Genomic DNA, 16,965 nt, shown 5'->3' with positions numbered 1-16,965 from the left:
CTGTAGGGGCTGTCGAGTGAAACGAGGCTGCGATCTTTTGATTTTAGATTTTTAAAAACAAGATCAAAAGATCGCAGCCTCGTTTCACTCGACAGCTCCTACAGTCCTACAAGTAGTGTGCGCTTTATCCAGCAAAAGGCGCCAAACCCCAATGTTTATGGCAAACTTCGCGCCTATAAACGCCGGTCCCGCGGTTTTGAGCCTTCACAGGTCTGGGCGGATTGGAATAAAGCGATGCCAGGTTTGCTCCCCCTGACGGGAGCAGATCCTTTGTGTGTTGGTACGTCGGTGCCAACACTTTCTGCCTGAACAGATTAGAGAAACGACCATGCATAACGTCGTCATCAGCGGCACCGGCCTGTACACCCCGGCCAACAGCATCTCCAACGAAGAGCTGGTGCAGTCTTTCAACGCTTACGTCGCGCAATTCAACGCCGACAATGCCGACGCCATCGCGCGCGGCGAAATCGAAGCGTTGACCGAGTCCAGCGCGGCGTTTATCGAAAAAGCCTCTGGTATCAAAAGCCGTTTTGTCATGGATAAGGACGGCATTCTCGACCCGCAACGCATGGCGCCACGCCTGCCGGAACGCTCGAATGACGAGTGGTCGGTGCTTTGCCAAATGGCCATCGGCGCCGCCGAGCAGGCCTTGCAGCGTGCCGGCAAAACCGCCGCGGACATCGATGGCGTGATCGTCGCCTGCTCCAACCTGCAACGTGCCTACCCGGCCATCGCCATCGAAGTCCAGGAAGCCTTGGGTATCCAGGGTTTCGGTTACGACATGAACGTCGCCTGCTCCTCGGCGACCTTCGGCATTCAGGCTGCGGCCAACAGCGTGCAACTGGGCCAGGCCCGGGCGATCCTGATGGTCAACCCGGAAGTCTGCACCGGTCACCTGAACTTCCGCGACCGCGACAGCCACTTCATCTTCGGCGACGCCGCTACCGCGGTGATCATCGAACGTGCTGACCTGGCAACGTCCAAGTACCAGTTCGATATCGTCAGCACCAAGCTGCTGACCAAGTTCTCCAATAACATCCGCAACAACTTCGGCTTCCTCAACCGCGCGGCGGAAGAGGGCATCGGTGCCAAGGACAAACTGTTCGTGCAGGAAGGCCGCAAGGTGTTCCGCGATGTCTGCCCGATGGTCGCTGAGCTGATCGCTACGCACCTGGAAGAGAACACGCTCAACATCAGCGACGTGAAACGCTTCTGGCTGCATCAGGCCAACCTCAGCATGAACCACCTGATCGTCAAGAAGCTGCTGGGCCGCGAAGCCACCGAAGAAGAAGCCCCGGTGATTCTCGACACCTACGCCAACACCAGCTCCGCCGGTTCCGTGATTGCGTTTCACAAGAACCAGGACGATCTGGCCGCCGGTTCGCTGGCAGTGCTCAGCTCGTTCGGCGCCGGTTACTCGATTGGCAGCGTGATTCTGCGCAAGCGCTGAGTTCGCCTTAAAAGATCGCAGCCTGCGGCAGCTCCTACACGGGATTGGATTTCAACGCGATATCGCGGTTGGAATACGGTCGGTGTAGGAGCTGCCGCAGGCTGCGATCTTTTTTTGCGCCAACAAAAAAACTCGCGCTGCAGTATTGGACGGATGATGGGGACCGATACCACAACGCGAGTTTGTAAAAGCGGCTCAGGCTTCCTTGCCCGAGTCGTGTAGCGGGGGAATCAGAACTTCGCTTCGGCATCCAGTTGCAGGGTGTTGATGTCGGAGTCTTTCTTGTTGATGCTGGCGTTGGTTTGGTCAGATGTAGCCATGAAGTACGTCGCGCCGAGGTTGAAGTTCTTGTCCAACTCGTAGCTCACTTTCAACTTGCTGCCGCGCGAACCGGTGAAACCGTTGGCGAAGTCGGAGTCGGTGAAGGCGCCGACAACCGCGTTACGCTGTACATCGCGGTAGTTGTAGTCCACTGCGAAGCCGTAGATCTTGGACTTCACACCGGCCAACCAACCAGTGTCCTGATCGTTGCTCGCGTCTTTGTTGTTGACGTACTGACCGTACAACGAGAGCGGTACTGGCAGGTTGCTGAAGTCGAGCTGACCAAAGCCTTCGTACAGTTTGAAGGTTTCGTTCGGGCTGTTGCCGTTGACGGCGAGTGCGCATGGCGCGGTGACGGTGCCGGTGGTAGGGCAGGCGCTGTTCTTGTCGTTGTCGTACGAGTAGATACTGCCGCCCAAGGTCATTTTCATGCTGTCGGTGATGGCGAAGCGCGCACCCAACTGGCCAGCGTACAGACGCAGGTCGTGTTTGAACTGCACACCCTCGCCGTCGACGTTGTCCTTGAGGGTGTAGTGACCGGCGCTACCGAACAGCTCGGTGCTGCCGCCCAGCGGGTATTTGTAAGTCGCTGCCAGGCCTTCCGGGTTGATGTCGCTATCCCAGATGATGTCGCCCATGCTCACCCATTGTTGCGGCATCTTGCCGCCGACGAGGTGCAGGTTCTTGATCGCGTCGGGGTGGTAGTCGACGTAGCCCTGGTCCAGCCAGATCGACTTCTTGTCGAAGTAGTTGTTCAGGTCCTGGTTGGTGGACCGGGCGTCGTCGTTGCTGCCGGTGGCGATACGAATACCGGTGTCGACCTGAGGGTTGATTTCGCTGTAGGCACCCAGACGGGCACGAATGCGCTGACGATCCTGGTCTTTGCTGTTTGGAACGCCATCGTTGTGGACGTTTTCCTGACGGAAACGCACGTCACCCTTGAACTGGGTCTTGGCGGCCCACGCCAGTTTCTGGTCGAAGGTACTCAGTTCATTGGTTTTCTTCGCGGTCGCTGCGATCTGTTCGTTGGTCTCTTGTTGAGCCTGACGAGCAATCTGCTGGTCCTTTTGATCCCTGGTCAGCTCGGCTTGCAGTTCGCTGTACTGCGCGTTGGTAATCGAGCCGTTTGCCTTAAGCATGTCGAGCAGTTTGGCGTCGACTGCGGCACTGGCCGGAACGCTCATGGCCAGCAACAGCCCGCCACACAGGGCTGCCGCAGTTTTCGTGGAAGCAAGACGCATATCAATCTCCGAAGATGAGAGGGGATGACTGAGCCATCCAGGACACAACCGACCCTTACGGGCGGAAAACAGTGGCCGGGCTAGAACCCGACGCTCTAAAAACAGGCGCCAGTATCGCGATGGTTTATGACAGAGCAGTGGCAATGTGATGGCGTCTCGATGACGATACAAATATGGCGTAAAGCCTTATCCAGAGCCCTGTCGGCGGATTGCTCGTGTGGATTTTTTGGCGATGGGCGATACTCGCCGGGCTTTCACGCAAAGAAGTAGGGAAGAACTGATGCCGCTGCAACGTCTGGAAAGTCTGTCCGAAATCGCGTCGCAGACGTGGGATGCCCTGGTGCCCGAGAATCAGCCCTTTCTGCGCCACGCCTTTCTCCGCGCGCTGGAAGACAGCGGCAGCGTCGGCCCTCATTCCGGCTGGCAACCCGAGCATTTGTTGCACATCGAAGGCGATCGCCTGATTGCCGCGCTGCCCAGTTATCGCAAATGGCATTCTTACGGCGAGTACGTGTTCGATCACGCCTGGGCCGATGCCTGTGAGCGTGCCGGTATCGATTACTACCCCAAGCTGCTGACGGCTGTGCCGTTCAGTCCGGTCAGCGGCCCGCGTTTGCTGGCGGCCACGCTCGAGGACGGTTTCGAACTGTTGAAAAGCCTGCCGGGCTACCTTGAAATCGAACAACTCTCCAGTGCCCACATCAACTTCACCGACCCGTTCACTGACGCGGCCTTGGCCGAGCAGCCGGGCTGGTTGCAGCGTATCGGCTGTCAGTACCACTGGCAGAATCGCGGGTATCGGGATTTTCAGGATTTCCTAGACGTCCTCAGTTCGCGCAAGCGCAAGCAGATGCGCAAGGAGCGCGAACAAGTGGCGGGGCAGGGCATTGATTTCGAATGGCTTGAAGGTAGGCAACTCGATCAGGCGCAGTGGGATTTTGTCTATGCCTGCTACGCCAATACCTACGCAGTGCGTCGGCAAGCGCCCTATCTGACGCGGGAGTTTTTCAGTTTGCTGGCCGAGCGCATGCCAGAGTCGATTCGTGTGGTGTTGGCCAAGCAAGGCTCACGGCCGGTGGCCATGGCCTTCAGTCTGGTGGGTGGCGACAGCTTTTACGGTCGTTACTGGGGCTGTCTGGCGGAGTTCGACCGTCTCCACTTCGAGACCTGTTTCTACCAGGGCATGGACTACGCAATTGCCAACGGCTTCCAGCGTTTCGATGCCGGTGCCCAGGGCGAGCACAAGTTGATTCGCGGGTTCGAACCCGTGATCACTCATTCATGGCACTACTTGCGTCATCCCGGCCTGAAAGCTGCCGTCAAAGACTTCCTGCAGCAAGAGCGCGTTGGTGTGTTGGCGTATGCCGAGGAAGCGAGGACGGCCTTGCCTTACCGGCAGGATTGATCCTGGGGGGATCACACTCACTATTGTGGGAGCGGGCTTGCTCGCGAAGGCGGAGTGTCAGTCGACATAATTGTTGCCTGACACTCCGCCTTCGCGAGCAAGCCCGCTCCCACAGGATTATTGTCGATCAGAAGATTTAGTCGATGCCGACAAATCCACCCGTCTGGTGCTGCCACAACCGCGCATACAACCCGCCATGGGCCAGCAGTTCGGCGTGGCTGCCGGTTTCGGCGATTTTGCCTTTTTCCAGCACCACCAGCCGGTCCATGCGGGCGATGGTCGAGAGCCGGTGGGCGATGGCGATTACGGTTTTACCTTGCATCAGGGTTTCCAGGCTTTCCTGGATCGCCGCTTCAACTTCCGAATCCAGCGCCGAGGTGGCCTCGTCCATGATCAGGATCGGCGCGTCCTTGAGCAGCACGCGAGCAATCGCAATCCGCTGACGCTGGCCGCCGGAGAGTTTCACCCCGCGCTCACCGACGTGGGCATCAAAACCGGTGCGGCCTTCGGAGTCCGACAACAACGGAATGAACTCGTCGGCGCGGGCCTTGTGCACCGCCTCCCAGAGTTCGGCGTCGGTGGCGTCGGGTTTGCCGTACAGCAAATTGTCGCGGATCGAGCGATGCAGCAAGGACGTGTCCTGGGTGATCATGCCAATGCGTTCCCGCAGGCTTTCCTGGCCGACTTCGGCGATGTTCTGGCCGTCGATGAGGATGCGTCCGCCCTCCACGTCATAGAGGCGCAGCAGCAGGTTGACCAGTGTCGACTTGCCTGCGCCGGATGGACCGATCAGGCCGATTTTCTCGCCAGGCTTGATGGTCAGGTTGAGGTCGCCAATGATCCCGCTCTTCTTGCCATAGTGGAAATCCACGTGCTCGAAACGCACTTCGCCACAGGTTACCAGCAACGGTTTGGCCTGCTCACGATCAGTGACGCTGACCGGTTGAGAAATGGTCTGCAAACCGTCCTGAACCATGCCGATGTTTTCGAAAATGCCGGTGACCACCCACATGATCCAGCCGGACATGTTGACGATGCGGATCACCAGGCCGGTGGCCAGGGCAATCGCGCCTACGGTGATCAGCGACTGCGTCCACAGCCACAAGGCCAGGCCGGTGGTGCCGACGATCAGCAAGCCGTTCATGCTGGTGATGACCACGTCCATGCTGGTGACCACCCGGCCGGCCAGTTGGGCTTTTTCGGTTTGTTCCTTGATCGCTTCGCGAGCGTATTGCTGCTCGAAATTGGTGTGGGCGAACAGCTTCAGGGTAGTGATGTTGGTATAGCCATCGACAATTCGCCCCATGAGTTTGGAGCGCGCATCGGAGGACACCACCGAGCGTTCCTTGACCCGTGGCACGAAGTAGTAAAGGGCACTGATGAAGGCGACGATCCAGGTCAGTAGCGGGATCATCAGGCGCCAGTCGGCTTCGGCGAACAGCACCAGCGAGCTGATCGCGTAGATCAGCACGTGCCACAGCGCGTCCACGGCTTGCACGGCTGAATCGCGCAGTGAGTTGCCGGTTTGCATGATGCGTTGGGCGATGCGTCCGGCGAAGTCGTTCTGGAAAAAATTCAGGCTCTGTTTGAGCACATAACTGTGGTTCTGCCAGCGGATCAGACTGGTCATGCTGGGGCTCAGGGTCTGGTGCACCAGCAGGTCATGCAGGCCAACAAAAATCGGCCGAAAAACCAGGGCTACCACCGCCATCCAGGCCAGTTCGATGCCGTGTTCCTTGAAGAAGTCAACGTTAGGCGTGCCTTGGGTCAGGTCGATGATGCGACTCAGGTAACTGAACAGCGCCACTTCGATCAGCGCACCGATCAGACCGACGAACAGCAGGACGGCGAAACTCGGCCAGACCTGCTTCAGATAATAGGTATAAAAAGGGAGAACCCGATCCGGCGGAGCGGCCGTCGGGGCCTCGCGGAAAATGTCGATCAGTTTCTCGAAACGGCGATAAAGCATCAGTTCTCCGCCCGCGCACGGGCTCTCCTTTGAACAGTGTGAGCGGCGCACTCCGGCGGCCGCTCAAGACTTCCTGTGTAGCTTAGTCGATGACTTTGGCTGACTTGATGAACACAGGGTCGGCTGGCACATCTTTCATGCCGCCACGGGTGGTGGTTTGCGAGTTGACGATGACGTCCACCACGTCCATGCCTTTCACGACTTTACCGAAGACCGCATAGCCGTCACCGCTGTCGAGGAAGTCATTGTCCTTGACGTTCACGAAGAACTGGCTAGTGGCCGAATCAGGATTAGAGGTGCGGGCCATGGACAGCGTGCTACGGACGTTATGCAGACCGTTTTTGGACTCGTTCTTGATCGGTGCCTTGGTTTCTTTCTGCTGCATTTGTTGGGTGAAACCGCCGCCCTGGATCATGAACCCTGGAATTACACGGTGAAAAATCGTGTTGTTGTAGAAGCCGCTGTTGACGTAATCAAGGAAGTTCTTGGTACTGATCGGCGCTTTGATCGGGTCCAGTTCGATCTCGATCTGGCCGTTGGTGGTTTCCAGCAGCACGTGCGGCGCCTTGGCGGGCGTTGCGGCCATCAGGTTGGCGGCAAACAGAACGGAGCCAGCGACGAGGGCGATTTTTTTCAGCATGGGTCAGTGATCCTGAGTGAGGTGGTGTCGACTGCGGTGAGAAACTCGAGCAGCGTTTGGTTGAACATTTCGGGTTGATCCAGCGGGGTGGCGTGGCGCGAATCGGCAATCACCACCAGCCGCGCATCGGGCAGCAGTTTTACGTAGGTCTCTTTCAGCGAAACCGGTGTGTAGTCACGGTCGGCGCTGACGATGAGGGTTGGACAGGAGACCCTCGAAAGTCGTTCCTGAACCCCCCAGCCAACGATTGCATCGAAGCTGGCGAGATAAGCATGTTTGTCGTTTTTTGCCCAGCGCTCGGCCATTTTTTGTCGCAAGTCACCCTGTTCGGGCTTCGGGAACAGCTTGCCGCCCAAGGCCGTGCCGATGGCGCCCAGACTGAGGACGCGCATCAGGCTCCAGCGCTTGAACCACTGCCAGTAATCGTCGCGGTTGCGCAGTTTTACCTCGGGCGCGCTGTTGACGATGCACAGGCTTTTGAGCAATTGCGGCTGATCCACGGCCAGTTGAAAACCGATCATGCCGCCCATGGACAGGCCCACGTAATGAGTGGGGCCGAGGTTCAGGTGTTCAATGAGGGCGATCAGGTCGGCGCTGAACCCGGCGATGCTGTAGCGCTCGCGGGGTTTGTCGGAGCGACCGTGGCCGCGTACATCCGGGACGATCACCCGGTAGTGGGCCGACAGCGCCGGGATCTGCTTTTCCCAGTCCAGGGTGCTGGAACCCAGCCCGTGGACCAGCAGCAACGGCGTGCCGTGGCCATATTCCTCATAGTGCAGGTTGCAACCTTCGTGTTCGAAATAGGCCATGCGTACACTCCGTGTCAGGCTTGTTCAGGGGCGGCGAAAGGTGCATCCAGCGGCGCAGTGTCGAAAGTGCGCAGCAGTTCGATGAGAATCTGCGTGGCCGGCCCCAAGGGTTTGTCCTTGTTCGAGTACAGGTAGAAGCTCGGGTTGCGGCTGCCACCCTGGTCCAACGGTAGCAGCTTGAGCAGACCTTCCTTGAGTTCTCGTTCGATCATGTGCCGAGGTAACCAGGCGAAACCCAGGCCGCTGCTGACAAAAGTCGCCGCGGTGGCCAGGCTGCCGACGGTCCAGCGCTGTTCCGCGCCGAGCCAGCCAACGTCCCGTGGCTGCTGGCGGCCGGAGTCGCGAATGACCACTTGCATCTGAGATTCCAGATCCTGGAAGTTCAGTTCGCGGTTCAGACGATGCAGCGCATGTTCCGGATGGGCAACGGCGACGAATTCAACATCGCTCAATTCCGCGCCCAAATAACCGGGAATGCTGAACCCGGTGATCGCCAGGTCCGCCACGCCTTCCAGCAACACTTCTTCGACACCCGACAACACCTCTTCGCGCAGACGCACCCGGCAGCCACGGCTCTGCGGCATGAACGCGGTCAAGGCGCGGACGAGGCGGGCGCTCGGATACGCGGCGTCGACCACCAGTCGCACTTCCGCTTCCCAGCCTTGTTCCATGTGATGGGCCAGGTCTTCCAGCTGACTGGCCTGTTTCACCAGTTGCCGCGAACGACGCAGCAGCACGCCGCCGGCTTCGGTCAGCACCGCTTTGCGGCCGTCGATGCGCAACAGCGGCACGCCGAGCTGGTCCTGCATGCGCGCCACGGTGTAGCTCACCGATGATTGCGAGCGGTGCAGCGCTTCGGCGGCCTGGGCGAAACCGCCATGGTCGACCACGGCCTGTAACGTTCGCCATTGATCAAGGGTCACGCGGGGCGCTTTCATGAATAGCTCCTCTTGTCCTAAGCTGGCAGTCCTTATTGGAGACTGCTGAATGAAAAAATTCTGTTGCGTGCTGTTGGCAATGCTGCCGCTGACGGCGTTTGCCTATCCGATCGACGTTGAAAAACAGCTGAACGGCTTGAGCATCGACTACAACGCGTATGACACGGATAGCGACATCGCCTCCATTCAGGTGAACAACTACGGCACCACCGATGCGGCCTGTAAGGTAGTTTTCAACAATGGCCCGGAAGCGCCACGCACCCGCAATATCGAAGTGGCCGCTGGTAAACACAAAAATGCCACCGCCAAGTTCAACCGGAGCATCATCAAGATGCGTATCAAACTGACCTGCACCCCCAAATGACCTTACAACCCTGTGGGAGCGGCGGTGCGGCGATCCGACTTGCTCGCGAAAGCGGTATGTCAGTCAACATTGATGTCGACTGACACGGCCTCTTCGCGAGCAAGTCGGATCGCCGCACCGCCGCTCCCACAAGGCATGCTCCGCTTATAAACGAATTTATTGATGGTTTATAGCAGTTATTTGCGCTTTTTCATCGATTTAACTCTGTTTAACCTTCACTCCATCGACCTACAGCATTCTCAGATGGAGGCTACATCCCATGTCCCGCGTTCTGATCATCGAAAGCAGCGCTCGTCAGCAAGACTCGGTTTCGCGTCAACTGACCCAGACCTTCATCAGCCAGTGGCAAACCGCGCACCCGAACGACCAGATCACCGTTCGTGACCTGGCCGTCAACCCGGTACCGCATCTGGACATCAACCTGCTGGGCGGCTGGATGAAAGCTGCCGAACAGCGCAACGACATCGAACAGGTTTCCCTGGAACGCTCCAACCAGTTGACCGACGAACTGCTGGCCGCCGATGTGCTGGTCATGGCCGCTCCGATGTACAACTTCGCCATCCCGAGCACCCTCAAAGCCTGGCTCGACCATGTGCTGCGTGCCGGCGTGACCTTCAAATACACCGACACTGGCCCGCAAGGCTTACTCAGCGGCAAGCGTGCCTACGTGCTGACTGCGCGCGGCGGGATCTACGCCGGCAGCCCGGCGGATCACCAGGAACCCTACCTGCGTCAGGTCATGGGCTTCATCGGGATTCACGACGTGACGTTCATTCACGCCGAAGGCATGAACCTGGGCGGTGACTTCCAGGAGAAAGGCCTGAGCCAGGCCAACGCCAAGCTTTCCCTCGTCGCCTGAGGCTTTAATCGCCAGATAATCCCTTGATGTTCAAGTGACCTGGCGCAACCTCTTCAAGGCTTTACGCGCATCGAACCTCCCTTTGCACTTGTTGCTCCTGAGTGCTGTAGCCCGATTGAACGCTTTAGCGAGATCGGGCTTTTTTTTGCCCGGGATTCGGGAGCGTGCACATAACCCCTGTGGGAGCGGGCTTGCTCGCGAATGCGGTGTGTCATTCAACATTGATACCGACTGGCACGCCCTCTTCGCGAGCAAGTCGAATCGTCGCACCGCCGCTCCCACATTAGTGGATTTGTGTGTTGCCTGACGATTCGCAGAGAAGAGTAAAAACCGCTATCGTCGCCGCCATTCGAAACGAGGCGAGCATGGGCTATCTACTTTTTGTCACGCTGATTCAGGCGTTTTCCTTCAGCTTGATCGGCGAATACCTGGCCGGTCATGTCGACAGTTACTTTGCGGTGCTGGTGCGAGTGGTACTGGCGGGGCTGGTGTTCATTCCGTTGACCCGCTGGCGTTCGGTTGAACCGGCGTTCATGCGCGGCATGCTGCTGATCGGCGCGTTGCAGTTCGGCGTGACCTACGTCTGTCTGTACCTGAGCTTTCGGGTGCTGACAGTGCCGGAGGTGTTGCTGTTCACCATCCTCACACCGCTGCACGTGACCTTGATCGAAGACGCGCTGAACCGGCGCTTCAATCCGTGGGCATTGGTCGCGGCACTGGTGGCGGTGATGGGCGCGGCGGTGATTCGCTACGACCGGATCAATCCCGATTTCTTCATGGGCTTCCTGCTGCTGCAACTGGCCAACTTCACCTATGCCGCCGGGCAGGTCCTGTACAAACATCTGGTGGCGCGCCATCCGAGCGATCTGCCGCATTATCGGCGCTTTGGTTACTTCTACCTGGGGGCATTGGCGGTGGCGTTGCCGGCGTTTCTGTTGTTCGGCAAACAGAACTTCCTGCCCGAAGCACCGCTGCAATGGGGTGTGCTGGTGTTCCTCGGGCTGGTCTCGACGGCGCTCGGGTTGTACTGGTGGAACAAAGGGGCGTGCCTGGTGAATGGCGGGACGCTCGCGGTGATGAACAACCTGCATGTGCCGGTGGGGTTGTTGATCAATCTGCTGATCTGGAATCAGCATGAAGCGCTGGGACGGTTGTTCCTGGGTGGGGCGGTGATTTTGATGGCAGTGTGGATCAGTCGGTTGGGCGTCAGGCGAGAAGTACTGCCGTTGCGGGAACGGCCATGACGGACCTGATCGACGCCATCGAGCAGATCTACAAGCCCGCAGGCATGACATTAACGGATGAAGCTCGGCGCGAGGAGGAGAGTGCCGACTACGGCGCCTGTCGCTTTGGCCTCGATGGCCAGGCGATGGTCTTCCGCGTAGCGAAAACCACGCCGACCAAGATTGGCCAATTCGTCACGCTCTGGAAGCGGCCAACGCCTGCCAGCGAGATTGCACCGCTCGACACCGGCGATGGCGTCGCCTTTGTGGTGGTGAGCGTTGCTGATGAAACCCATCGCGGGCAGTTTGTGTTTGACCGGGAGATATTGGCAGCCAAAGGGGTCATGTCGATTGATGGCGAAGGTGGCAAGCGGGCGATTCGTGTCTATCCGCCATGGTCCAGACCCGTCGCTAAACAAGCTATGAAGACGCAGCAGTGGCAGTTGACGTATTTCCTCGCGCTTGACCAAAGCGGTAATGCCGACCTCGTTCAGGTGCGCCGACTCTTTGGGCGCTAAGCCCGTGTGGGAGCGAGCTTGCTCGCGATGGCGGTGTGACAGGCAACATAGATGTCGCCTGACACTCAGCCATCGCGAGCAAGCTCGCTCCCACAAGGGATCTGCAGTGTTACATGACGTGTTTTTCGGCCTCGGGAATGTGGCTTGCGCCCAACATTGCCGGTAACAACCCAGCCCGCAAATCACCGCCACTGGGCTGCTGATAAAGGCTCAAGCCAAACTCCGGCAACACCGCCAGCAGGTAATCGAAAATATCCCCCTGAATCCGCTCGTAATCCGCCCACACGGTGGTGCGGGTGAAACAGTAGATCTCCAGCGGAATCCCCTGAGCGGTGGTCTGCATCTGCCGAACCATGCAGGTCATGTTCGGTTGAATTTCCGGGTGACTCTTCAAATACGCCAATGCATACGCGCGGAAGGTCCCGATATTGGTCATCCGCCGACGGTTAGCCGACATCGCCGCCACATTGCCCTGCGCTTCGTTCCAGGCCTTGAGTTCGGCCTGCTTGCGGCTGATGTAGTCGGTCAGCAGGTGAACCTGGGACAGCTTCTGCTCTTCGTCATCGCGGATGAATCGCACGCCACTGGCGTCGATGAACAGGCTGCGCTTGATCCGTCGTCCACCGGATTGCTGCATGCCGCGCCAGTTCTTGAACGACTCGGACATCAGGCGCCAGGTCGGAATCGAAACAATCGTTTTATCGAAATTCTGCACCTTGACCGTATGCAGCGTGATGTCGACCACGTCACCGTCGGCGCCGACTTGCGGCATCTCGATCCAGTCGCCGACCCGCAGCATGTCATTGCTGGTCAGCTGCACGCTGGCGACGAACGACAGCAGGGTGTCCTTGTAGACCAACAGAATCACCGCCGACATGGCGCCCAGACCCGACAGCAGCAACAGCGGCGAGCGGTCGATCAGCGTGGCGACAATGATGATTGCGCCAAGCACGTACAAAACCATTTTCGTCAGCTGCACATAGCCTTTGATCGAGCGGGTACGGGCATGTTCGGTGCGCGCGTAGATGTCGAGCAGAGCGCTGAGCAGGGCACTGACCGCCAACAGCAGGAACAGAATGGTGAATGCCAACGCGACGTTTCCGAGGAAGATCAGACTGGTCTTGCCCAACTCCGGCACCAGGTGCAAGCCGAACTGGATCACCAGCGAGGGGGTGATCTGCGCCAGACGATGAAAGACTTTGTTATGCCGAAAGTCGTTGATCCAGTGCAATGCCGGCTGGCGACCGAGCATTTTGGTCACATGCAGAATGAGGTAGCGCGCCACTCGTCCGAGGACCAGCGCAACCACCAGCAATACCACCAATGCCAGGCTGGAATGCAGAAGCGGGTGCTGATCGAGGGCTCCCCAAAGGTCTTGGACGTTGAGCCAGAGCTGTTTGATATCCATGGGCAAAAACGGTTCTTCTGTAGGACGCGACGGGGCGATTAGAGCATTTAAGGCGCTTTGGATGACGTTTGAGGACAAAAGACGCAACAAAAAAACCACTGTTTAGCGCCGTTTGTATAAAGAAACTCGGCCTTAGCGCTCGAAACCGTTACCCTATGCAGCTGTTTTTTTGTATTTCTTCGAGGTAGCACCCGTGTTTTCCCAATTCGCCCTGCACGAACGCCTGCTCAAAGCCGTGGCCGAGCTTAAATTTGTCGAGCCAACGCCTGTGCAAGCAGCGGCTATTCCGCTGGCGCTCCAAGGGCGTGACCTGCGGGTGACAGCGCAAACCGGCAGCGGCAAAACCGCTGCCTTCGTTTTGCCGATCCTCAACCGTCTGATCGGCCCGGCTAAAGTCCGCGTCAGCATCAAGACCCTGATCCTGCTGCCGACCCGCGAGCTGGCCCAGCAGACCATCAAGGAAGTTGAGCGTTTCGCTCAGTTCACCTTCATCAAGTCCGGCCTGATCACCGGCGGTGAAGACTTCAAGGTCCAGGCCGCCATGCTGCGCAAGGTGCCGGACATCCTGATCGGTACGCCGGGCCGGATGATCGAGCAACTGAACGCCGGCAACCTCGACCTCAAGGAAGTCGAAGTACTGGTTCTCGACGAAGCCGACCGCATGCTCGACATGGGCTTTGCCGAAGACGTCCAGCGTCTGGTGGAAGAGTGCACCAACCGCCAGCAGACCATGCTGTTCTCTGCCACCACCGGTGGTTCGGGCCTGCGCGAGATGGTCGCCAAGGTGCTGAACAACCCTGAGCACCTGCAGCTCAACAACGTCAGCGATCTGAATGCGACCACCCGTCAGCAGATCATCACCGCTGACCACAACCAGCACAAAGAACAGATCGTGAACTGGCTGCTGGCCAACGAGACCTACCAGAAGGCCATCGTGTTCACCAACACCCGGGCCATGGCCGACCGTATCTACGGCCGCCTGGTGGCGCAGGAATACAAAGCGTTCGTCCTGCACGGTGACAAAGACCAGAAAGACCGCAAGCTGGCCATCGACCGTCTGAAGCAGGGCGGTGTGAAAATCCTCGTCGCCACCGACGTCGCCGCTCGCGGCCTCGACGTGGAAGGCCTGGACCTGGTGATCAACTTCGACATGCCGCGCAGCGGCGACGAATACGTTCACCGCATCGGTCGTACCGGTCGCGCCGGCAACGATGGCCTGGCCATCTCGCTGATCTGCCACGGCGACTGGAACCTGATGTCGAGCGTCGAGCGCTACCTCAAGCAGAGCTTCGAGCGCCGCACCATCAAGGAAGTCAAAGGCACCTACGGCGGACCGAAAAAGGTCAAGGCCTCGGGCAAAGCCGTTGGCGTGAAGAAGAAAAAGGTCGACGCCAAGGGCGACAAGAAGAAAACCGGCGCCAAGGCACCGACCAAACGCAAAATCGCCAACCGCCCGAAGACCGACGCCCTGTCGCTGGTCAGCAAGGACGGCATGGCGCCGCTCAAGCGCCGCAAGCCGGAAGCGCCGGCTGCTGAATAAAGCAGCGTCGTGATCCCATAAAAAAAAAAAAAACCGGACCCATGTCCGGTTTTTTTATGCCTGGGATTCCTGAGCCGGATCAGCCCTCGGTTTTCTTCTCCGCCGAGTCTAGCTCCTTCAATCGCTGATCGATCAACTGGCACTTGTCCGGCAGATCCTTACTTGCCGTCCCCAAATCCATTTTCTGTAACTCATCGTTGATCTCCTTGGCCTTGACCGGATTTTGCTCGGTGAGCTTGGTCACTTCCTTGGCCAATTGTTCGCGTTTGGCGGTGGCTTCCTCGGGCGTGCAGGCCCAAGCGGGAAGGGCGCAGGTGAGGGTGGCGGCGAGGGTGAGTTTCAGCAGGGTTTTCATTGGGTGGGCCTCGGTTCCGTGTCGGGCGGTTAATCGGTTGAGGCCGCGAGGTTGTGAAAGTTCACTCGTGATCAGCCGGTTTAGGTGGTGCCCCTCGTCGATTACGCCTTCTGGATCCAATCAATTATTGACGCCAGAATAGTGGCCATCTAATATCGCGCCACTATTGTGCTACCACTCTCCATTCGAGGGATCGAACATGTACCCACCCGCCCTCGTGGCGAGGTTGTGCCTGGCTTTGCTGTGCCTTTCTCCGCTGAATCTTGCTCACTCCGCCCCCACCCCCGGTGAAACCGATCTGATCCGCGAACGTCAGGATCGCTTGCTCGAAGAGCAGCGTCGGCGTCTCGAAGAACTCAAGGAATTACCCGGCAAGGAAGCCAAACCCACGCAACCGGCGGCCCCTGCCGACACGCGTTGCTTCCCGATCAAAGACATCGAACTCAAAGGCGCCGACAGTCTCTCCGAGAGCGAGAAAAATCGTCTGCTCAAGCCTTACATCGGCCAATGCCTGGGCGTCACTCAGCTCAACGAACTGCTGAAAGTCATCACCGACCACTACATCGAAAAAGGCCTGGTCACCAGTCGTGCTTACTTGCCGCAGCAGGATTTGTCCGGCGGGCATCTGAAGGTGCTGGTGGTCGAAGGCAAGCTCGAAGGGTTGAAAGGCGCGGAGGGCAGCAAGCTGTCGGACCGCGAGTTGGGCATGGCTTTTCCTGGCAAGACTGGCGAGTTGGTCAATCTGCGGGAAATCGAGCAGTTGGTCGATCAGCTGAACCGTTTGCCATCGAATCAGGCGCAGATGGAGTTGGCTCCGGGCAAGAACGTCGGCGGCAGTGAAGTGTTGGTCAAGAACACCCCGCAAAAGCCGTGGCGTGCCGGGTTGTCCCGCAGCAACGACGGCCAGCGCAGCACCGGCGAGCAGCAGTGGGGCACGACGTTTGATTGGGACAGCCCGCTGGGTTTGGCGGATCAGTTGATGTTGCGCGGCGGTCACGATGCGATGACCGATCACCAACACACCTCCAACAACGCGATGCTCAATTACAACCTGCCGTGGGGCTGGTGGAACTTCAGTTACACCTACAGCCAGAGCGAGTACCGCTCGCAAGCTCAAGCCAATGGCTTCAATTTCAAGCAGACCGGCGACAGCGAAAACCATCAGCTGCGCGCCGAACGGGTGATCCATCGTGATGCTGTGAGCAAGACTTCCCTCAGTACCGGCCTCTCGTACCTGCGCACCAACAACTTCATCGAAGACAGCAAGCTCAAACTGAGCAGCAACCGTCTCAGCGAAGCGCAATTCGGCATCAACCACGGTCGACGAGTCGGCAGTGCGTTCGTCAACATTGACCTCGGCATGCAGCAAGGTATCGGTGCGTTCGATGCACAGGGCAACGGTCACCCGGGCCCCGGCGAACCGAACGCGCGCTACCGCAAATACACCGCAACGGCGAGCTACCTGCAACCGTTCAAGGTGTGGGGCGAGTCATTCAGTTTCAGCAGCCTGATGACCGGCCAGCGCAGTGAAGACGTGCTGTTCAGCCCGCAGCGCACCAGCCTTGGCGGGCAATCGTCTATCCGTGGTTACAAGGACCAGTCCTTGTCCGGCGACAGCGGCGGTTACTGGCGCAACGACCTGCGTTGGAGCCGTCCGGTGACGCTGGAATGGCTGCGCCCGGCGTTCGCCGAATACGGCACCAGCCTCGGTTACGACCAGGGCGTGATTCGTGGCGATCGCTACAACGGCGATCAGCACGGACGCATGTCCAGCAACTCGGTGGAGCTGTTTGCTCGCGGTCAGCACCTGGCCGCCAGCGTGACTTTTGCCCATTCCCTCGAACGTCCGGACACCCTGACCGAGCGCGAAGCGCCGATCTATTTCCGCGTGGATTTCTTTCTCTAATTTCGCCCCATCGAGACCT

General features: G+C 58.7%; 14 protein-coding genes and 1 pseudogene. 8 read left to right on the top strand and 7 right to left on the bottom strand.

Features of this window, described 5'->3' with window-relative positions; genetic code table 11:
• The first annotated feature begins 328 nt into the window (after nt 1–328).
• Nucleotides 329–1,450, top strand: a complete 1,122-nt coding sequence (locus tag ACMXYH_RS24730; protein WP_415765255.1) for a beta-ketoacyl-ACP synthase III — start codon at nt 329–331, stop codon at nt 1,448–1,450.
• 230 nt (nt 1,451–1,680) lie between these two features.
• On the opposite strand, the gene ACMXYH_RS24725 is transcribed toward ACMXYH_RS24730, so the two are convergent.
• The gene (locus tag ACMXYH_RS24725) at nt 1,681–3,012 is read right to left on the bottom strand and encodes a putative porin (RefSeq protein WP_415765254.1); all 1,332 of its coding nucleotides are present in this window, start codon (nt 3,010–3,012) and stop codon (nt 1,681–1,683) included.
• A 280-nt stretch (nt 3,013–3,292) separates the two neighbouring features.
• On the opposite strand from ACMXYH_RS24725, the gene ACMXYH_RS24720 reads away from it, so the two are divergent.
• The gene (locus ACMXYH_RS24720; protein WP_415765253.1) at nt 3,293–4,417 is read left to right on the top strand and encodes a GNAT family N-acetyltransferase; all 1,125 of its coding nucleotides are present in this window, start codon (nt 3,293–3,295) and stop codon (nt 4,415–4,417) included.
• Between the two features lie 136 nt (nt 4,418–4,553).
• Here ACMXYH_RS24720 and ACMXYH_RS24715 read toward each other — a convergent pair whose 3' ends face one another.
• The 4 genes and pseudogenes from ACMXYH_RS24715 to ACMXYH_RS24700 form a co-directional block, all read right to left on the bottom strand.
• Nucleotides 4,554–6,386, bottom strand: coding sequence for an ABC transporter ATP-binding protein (locus ACMXYH_RS24715; RefSeq protein WP_129442035.1), 1,833 nt, complete (start codon nt 6,384–6,386; stop codon nt 4,554–4,556).
• A gap of 82 nt (nt 6,387–6,468) precedes the next feature.
• Nucleotides 6,469–7,026, bottom strand: a complete 558-nt coding sequence (locus ACMXYH_RS24710) for a peptidylprolyl isomerase (RefSeq protein WP_415765251.1) — start codon at nt 7,024–7,026, stop codon at nt 6,469–6,471.
• Nucleotides 7,027–7,029: 3 nt separating this feature from the next.
• A pseudogene (locus tag ACMXYH_RS24705) lies at nt 7,030–7,835 on the bottom strand (alpha/beta fold hydrolase).
• A gap of 14 nt (nt 7,836–7,849) precedes the next feature.
• Nucleotides 7,850–8,773, bottom strand: coding sequence for a LysR family transcriptional regulator (locus ACMXYH_RS24700; protein ID WP_129442037.1), 924 nt, complete (start codon nt 8,771–8,773; stop codon nt 7,850–7,852).
• A 49-nt stretch (nt 8,774–8,822) separates the two neighbouring features.
• Between ACMXYH_RS24700 and ACMXYH_RS24695 the strand changes: the two genes are divergently transcribed.
• The 4 genes from ACMXYH_RS24695 to ACMXYH_RS24680 all read left to right on the top strand — a co-directional run bounded on the left by ACMXYH_RS24695 (nt 8,823) and on the right by ACMXYH_RS24680 (nt 11,737).
• Nucleotides 8,823–9,137, top strand: coding sequence for a 3-phosphoglycerate kinase (locus ACMXYH_RS24695; protein WP_129442039.1), 315 nt, complete (start codon nt 8,823–8,825; stop codon nt 9,135–9,137).
• Between the two features lie 259 nt (nt 9,138–9,396).
• Nucleotides 9,397–9,996 carry an FMN-dependent NADH-azoreductase gene (locus ACMXYH_RS24690; RefSeq protein WP_134422147.1) on the top strand — a complete coding sequence of 200 codons (600 nt, stop codon included), beginning with the start codon at nt 9,397–9,399 and terminating at the stop codon, nt 9,994–9,996.
• A gap of 365 nt (nt 9,997–10,361) precedes the next feature.
• Entirely contained in the window at nt 10,362–11,240 is an 879-nt protein-coding gene (locus ACMXYH_RS24685) for a carboxylate/amino acid/amine transporter (protein WP_415765250.1), read from the top strand.
• Nucleotides 11,237–11,737 (top strand): MepB family protein, encoded by a 501-nt coding sequence (locus ACMXYH_RS24680; RefSeq protein WP_415765249.1) that lies wholly within the window; start codon nt 11,237–11,239, stop codon nt 11,735–11,737. The genes ACMXYH_RS24685 and ACMXYH_RS24680 overlap by 4 nt, the downstream gene beginning before the upstream one ends.
• Before the next feature lie 109 nt (nt 11,738–11,846).
• Here ACMXYH_RS24680 and ACMXYH_RS24675 read toward each other — a convergent pair whose 3' ends face one another.
• Nucleotides 11,847–13,145 carry a mechanosensitive ion channel family protein gene (locus ACMXYH_RS24675; RefSeq protein ID WP_415765248.1) on the bottom strand — a complete coding sequence of 433 codons (1,299 nt, stop codon included), beginning with the start codon at nt 13,143–13,145 and terminating at the stop codon, nt 11,847–11,849.
• A gap of 193 nt (nt 13,146–13,338) precedes the next feature.
• Between ACMXYH_RS24675 and ACMXYH_RS24670 the strand changes: the two genes are divergently transcribed.
• On the top strand, nt 13,339–14,685 hold the full coding sequence (locus ACMXYH_RS24670; RefSeq protein ID WP_008153197.1) for a DEAD/DEAH box helicase: 1,347 nt from the start codon (nt 13,339–13,341) through the stop codon (nt 14,683–14,685).
• Nucleotides 14,686–14,764: 79 nt separating this feature from the next.
• Here the strand turns inward: ACMXYH_RS24670 and ACMXYH_RS24665 are convergent, their stop codons facing one another.
• The gene (locus ACMXYH_RS24665) at nt 14,765–15,040 is read right to left on the bottom strand and encodes a hypothetical protein (protein WP_415765247.1); all 276 of its coding nucleotides are present in this window, start codon (nt 15,038–15,040) and stop codon (nt 14,765–14,767) included.
• A gap of 199 nt (nt 15,041–15,239) precedes the next feature.
• Here ACMXYH_RS24665 and ACMXYH_RS24660 point away from each other — a divergent pair, with 199 nt between their 5' ends.
• A complete protein-coding gene (locus ACMXYH_RS24660; RefSeq protein WP_415765246.1) occupies nt 15,240–16,946 on the top strand; it encodes a ShlB/FhaC/HecB family hemolysin secretion/activation protein in 1,707 nt (568 codons plus the stop codon).
• Nucleotides 16,947–16,965 lie beyond the last annotated feature (19 nt).

Source organism: Pseudomonas frigoris, from assembly GCF_047758635.1.
Taxonomy (GTDB): domain Bacteria; phylum Pseudomonadota; class Gammaproteobacteria; order Pseudomonadales; family Pseudomonadaceae; genus Aquipseudomonas; species Aquipseudomonas frigoris.
The sequence above is the reverse complement of the archived record's forward strand: the minus strand, read 5'-3'. Positions and strand labels throughout refer to the sequence as shown.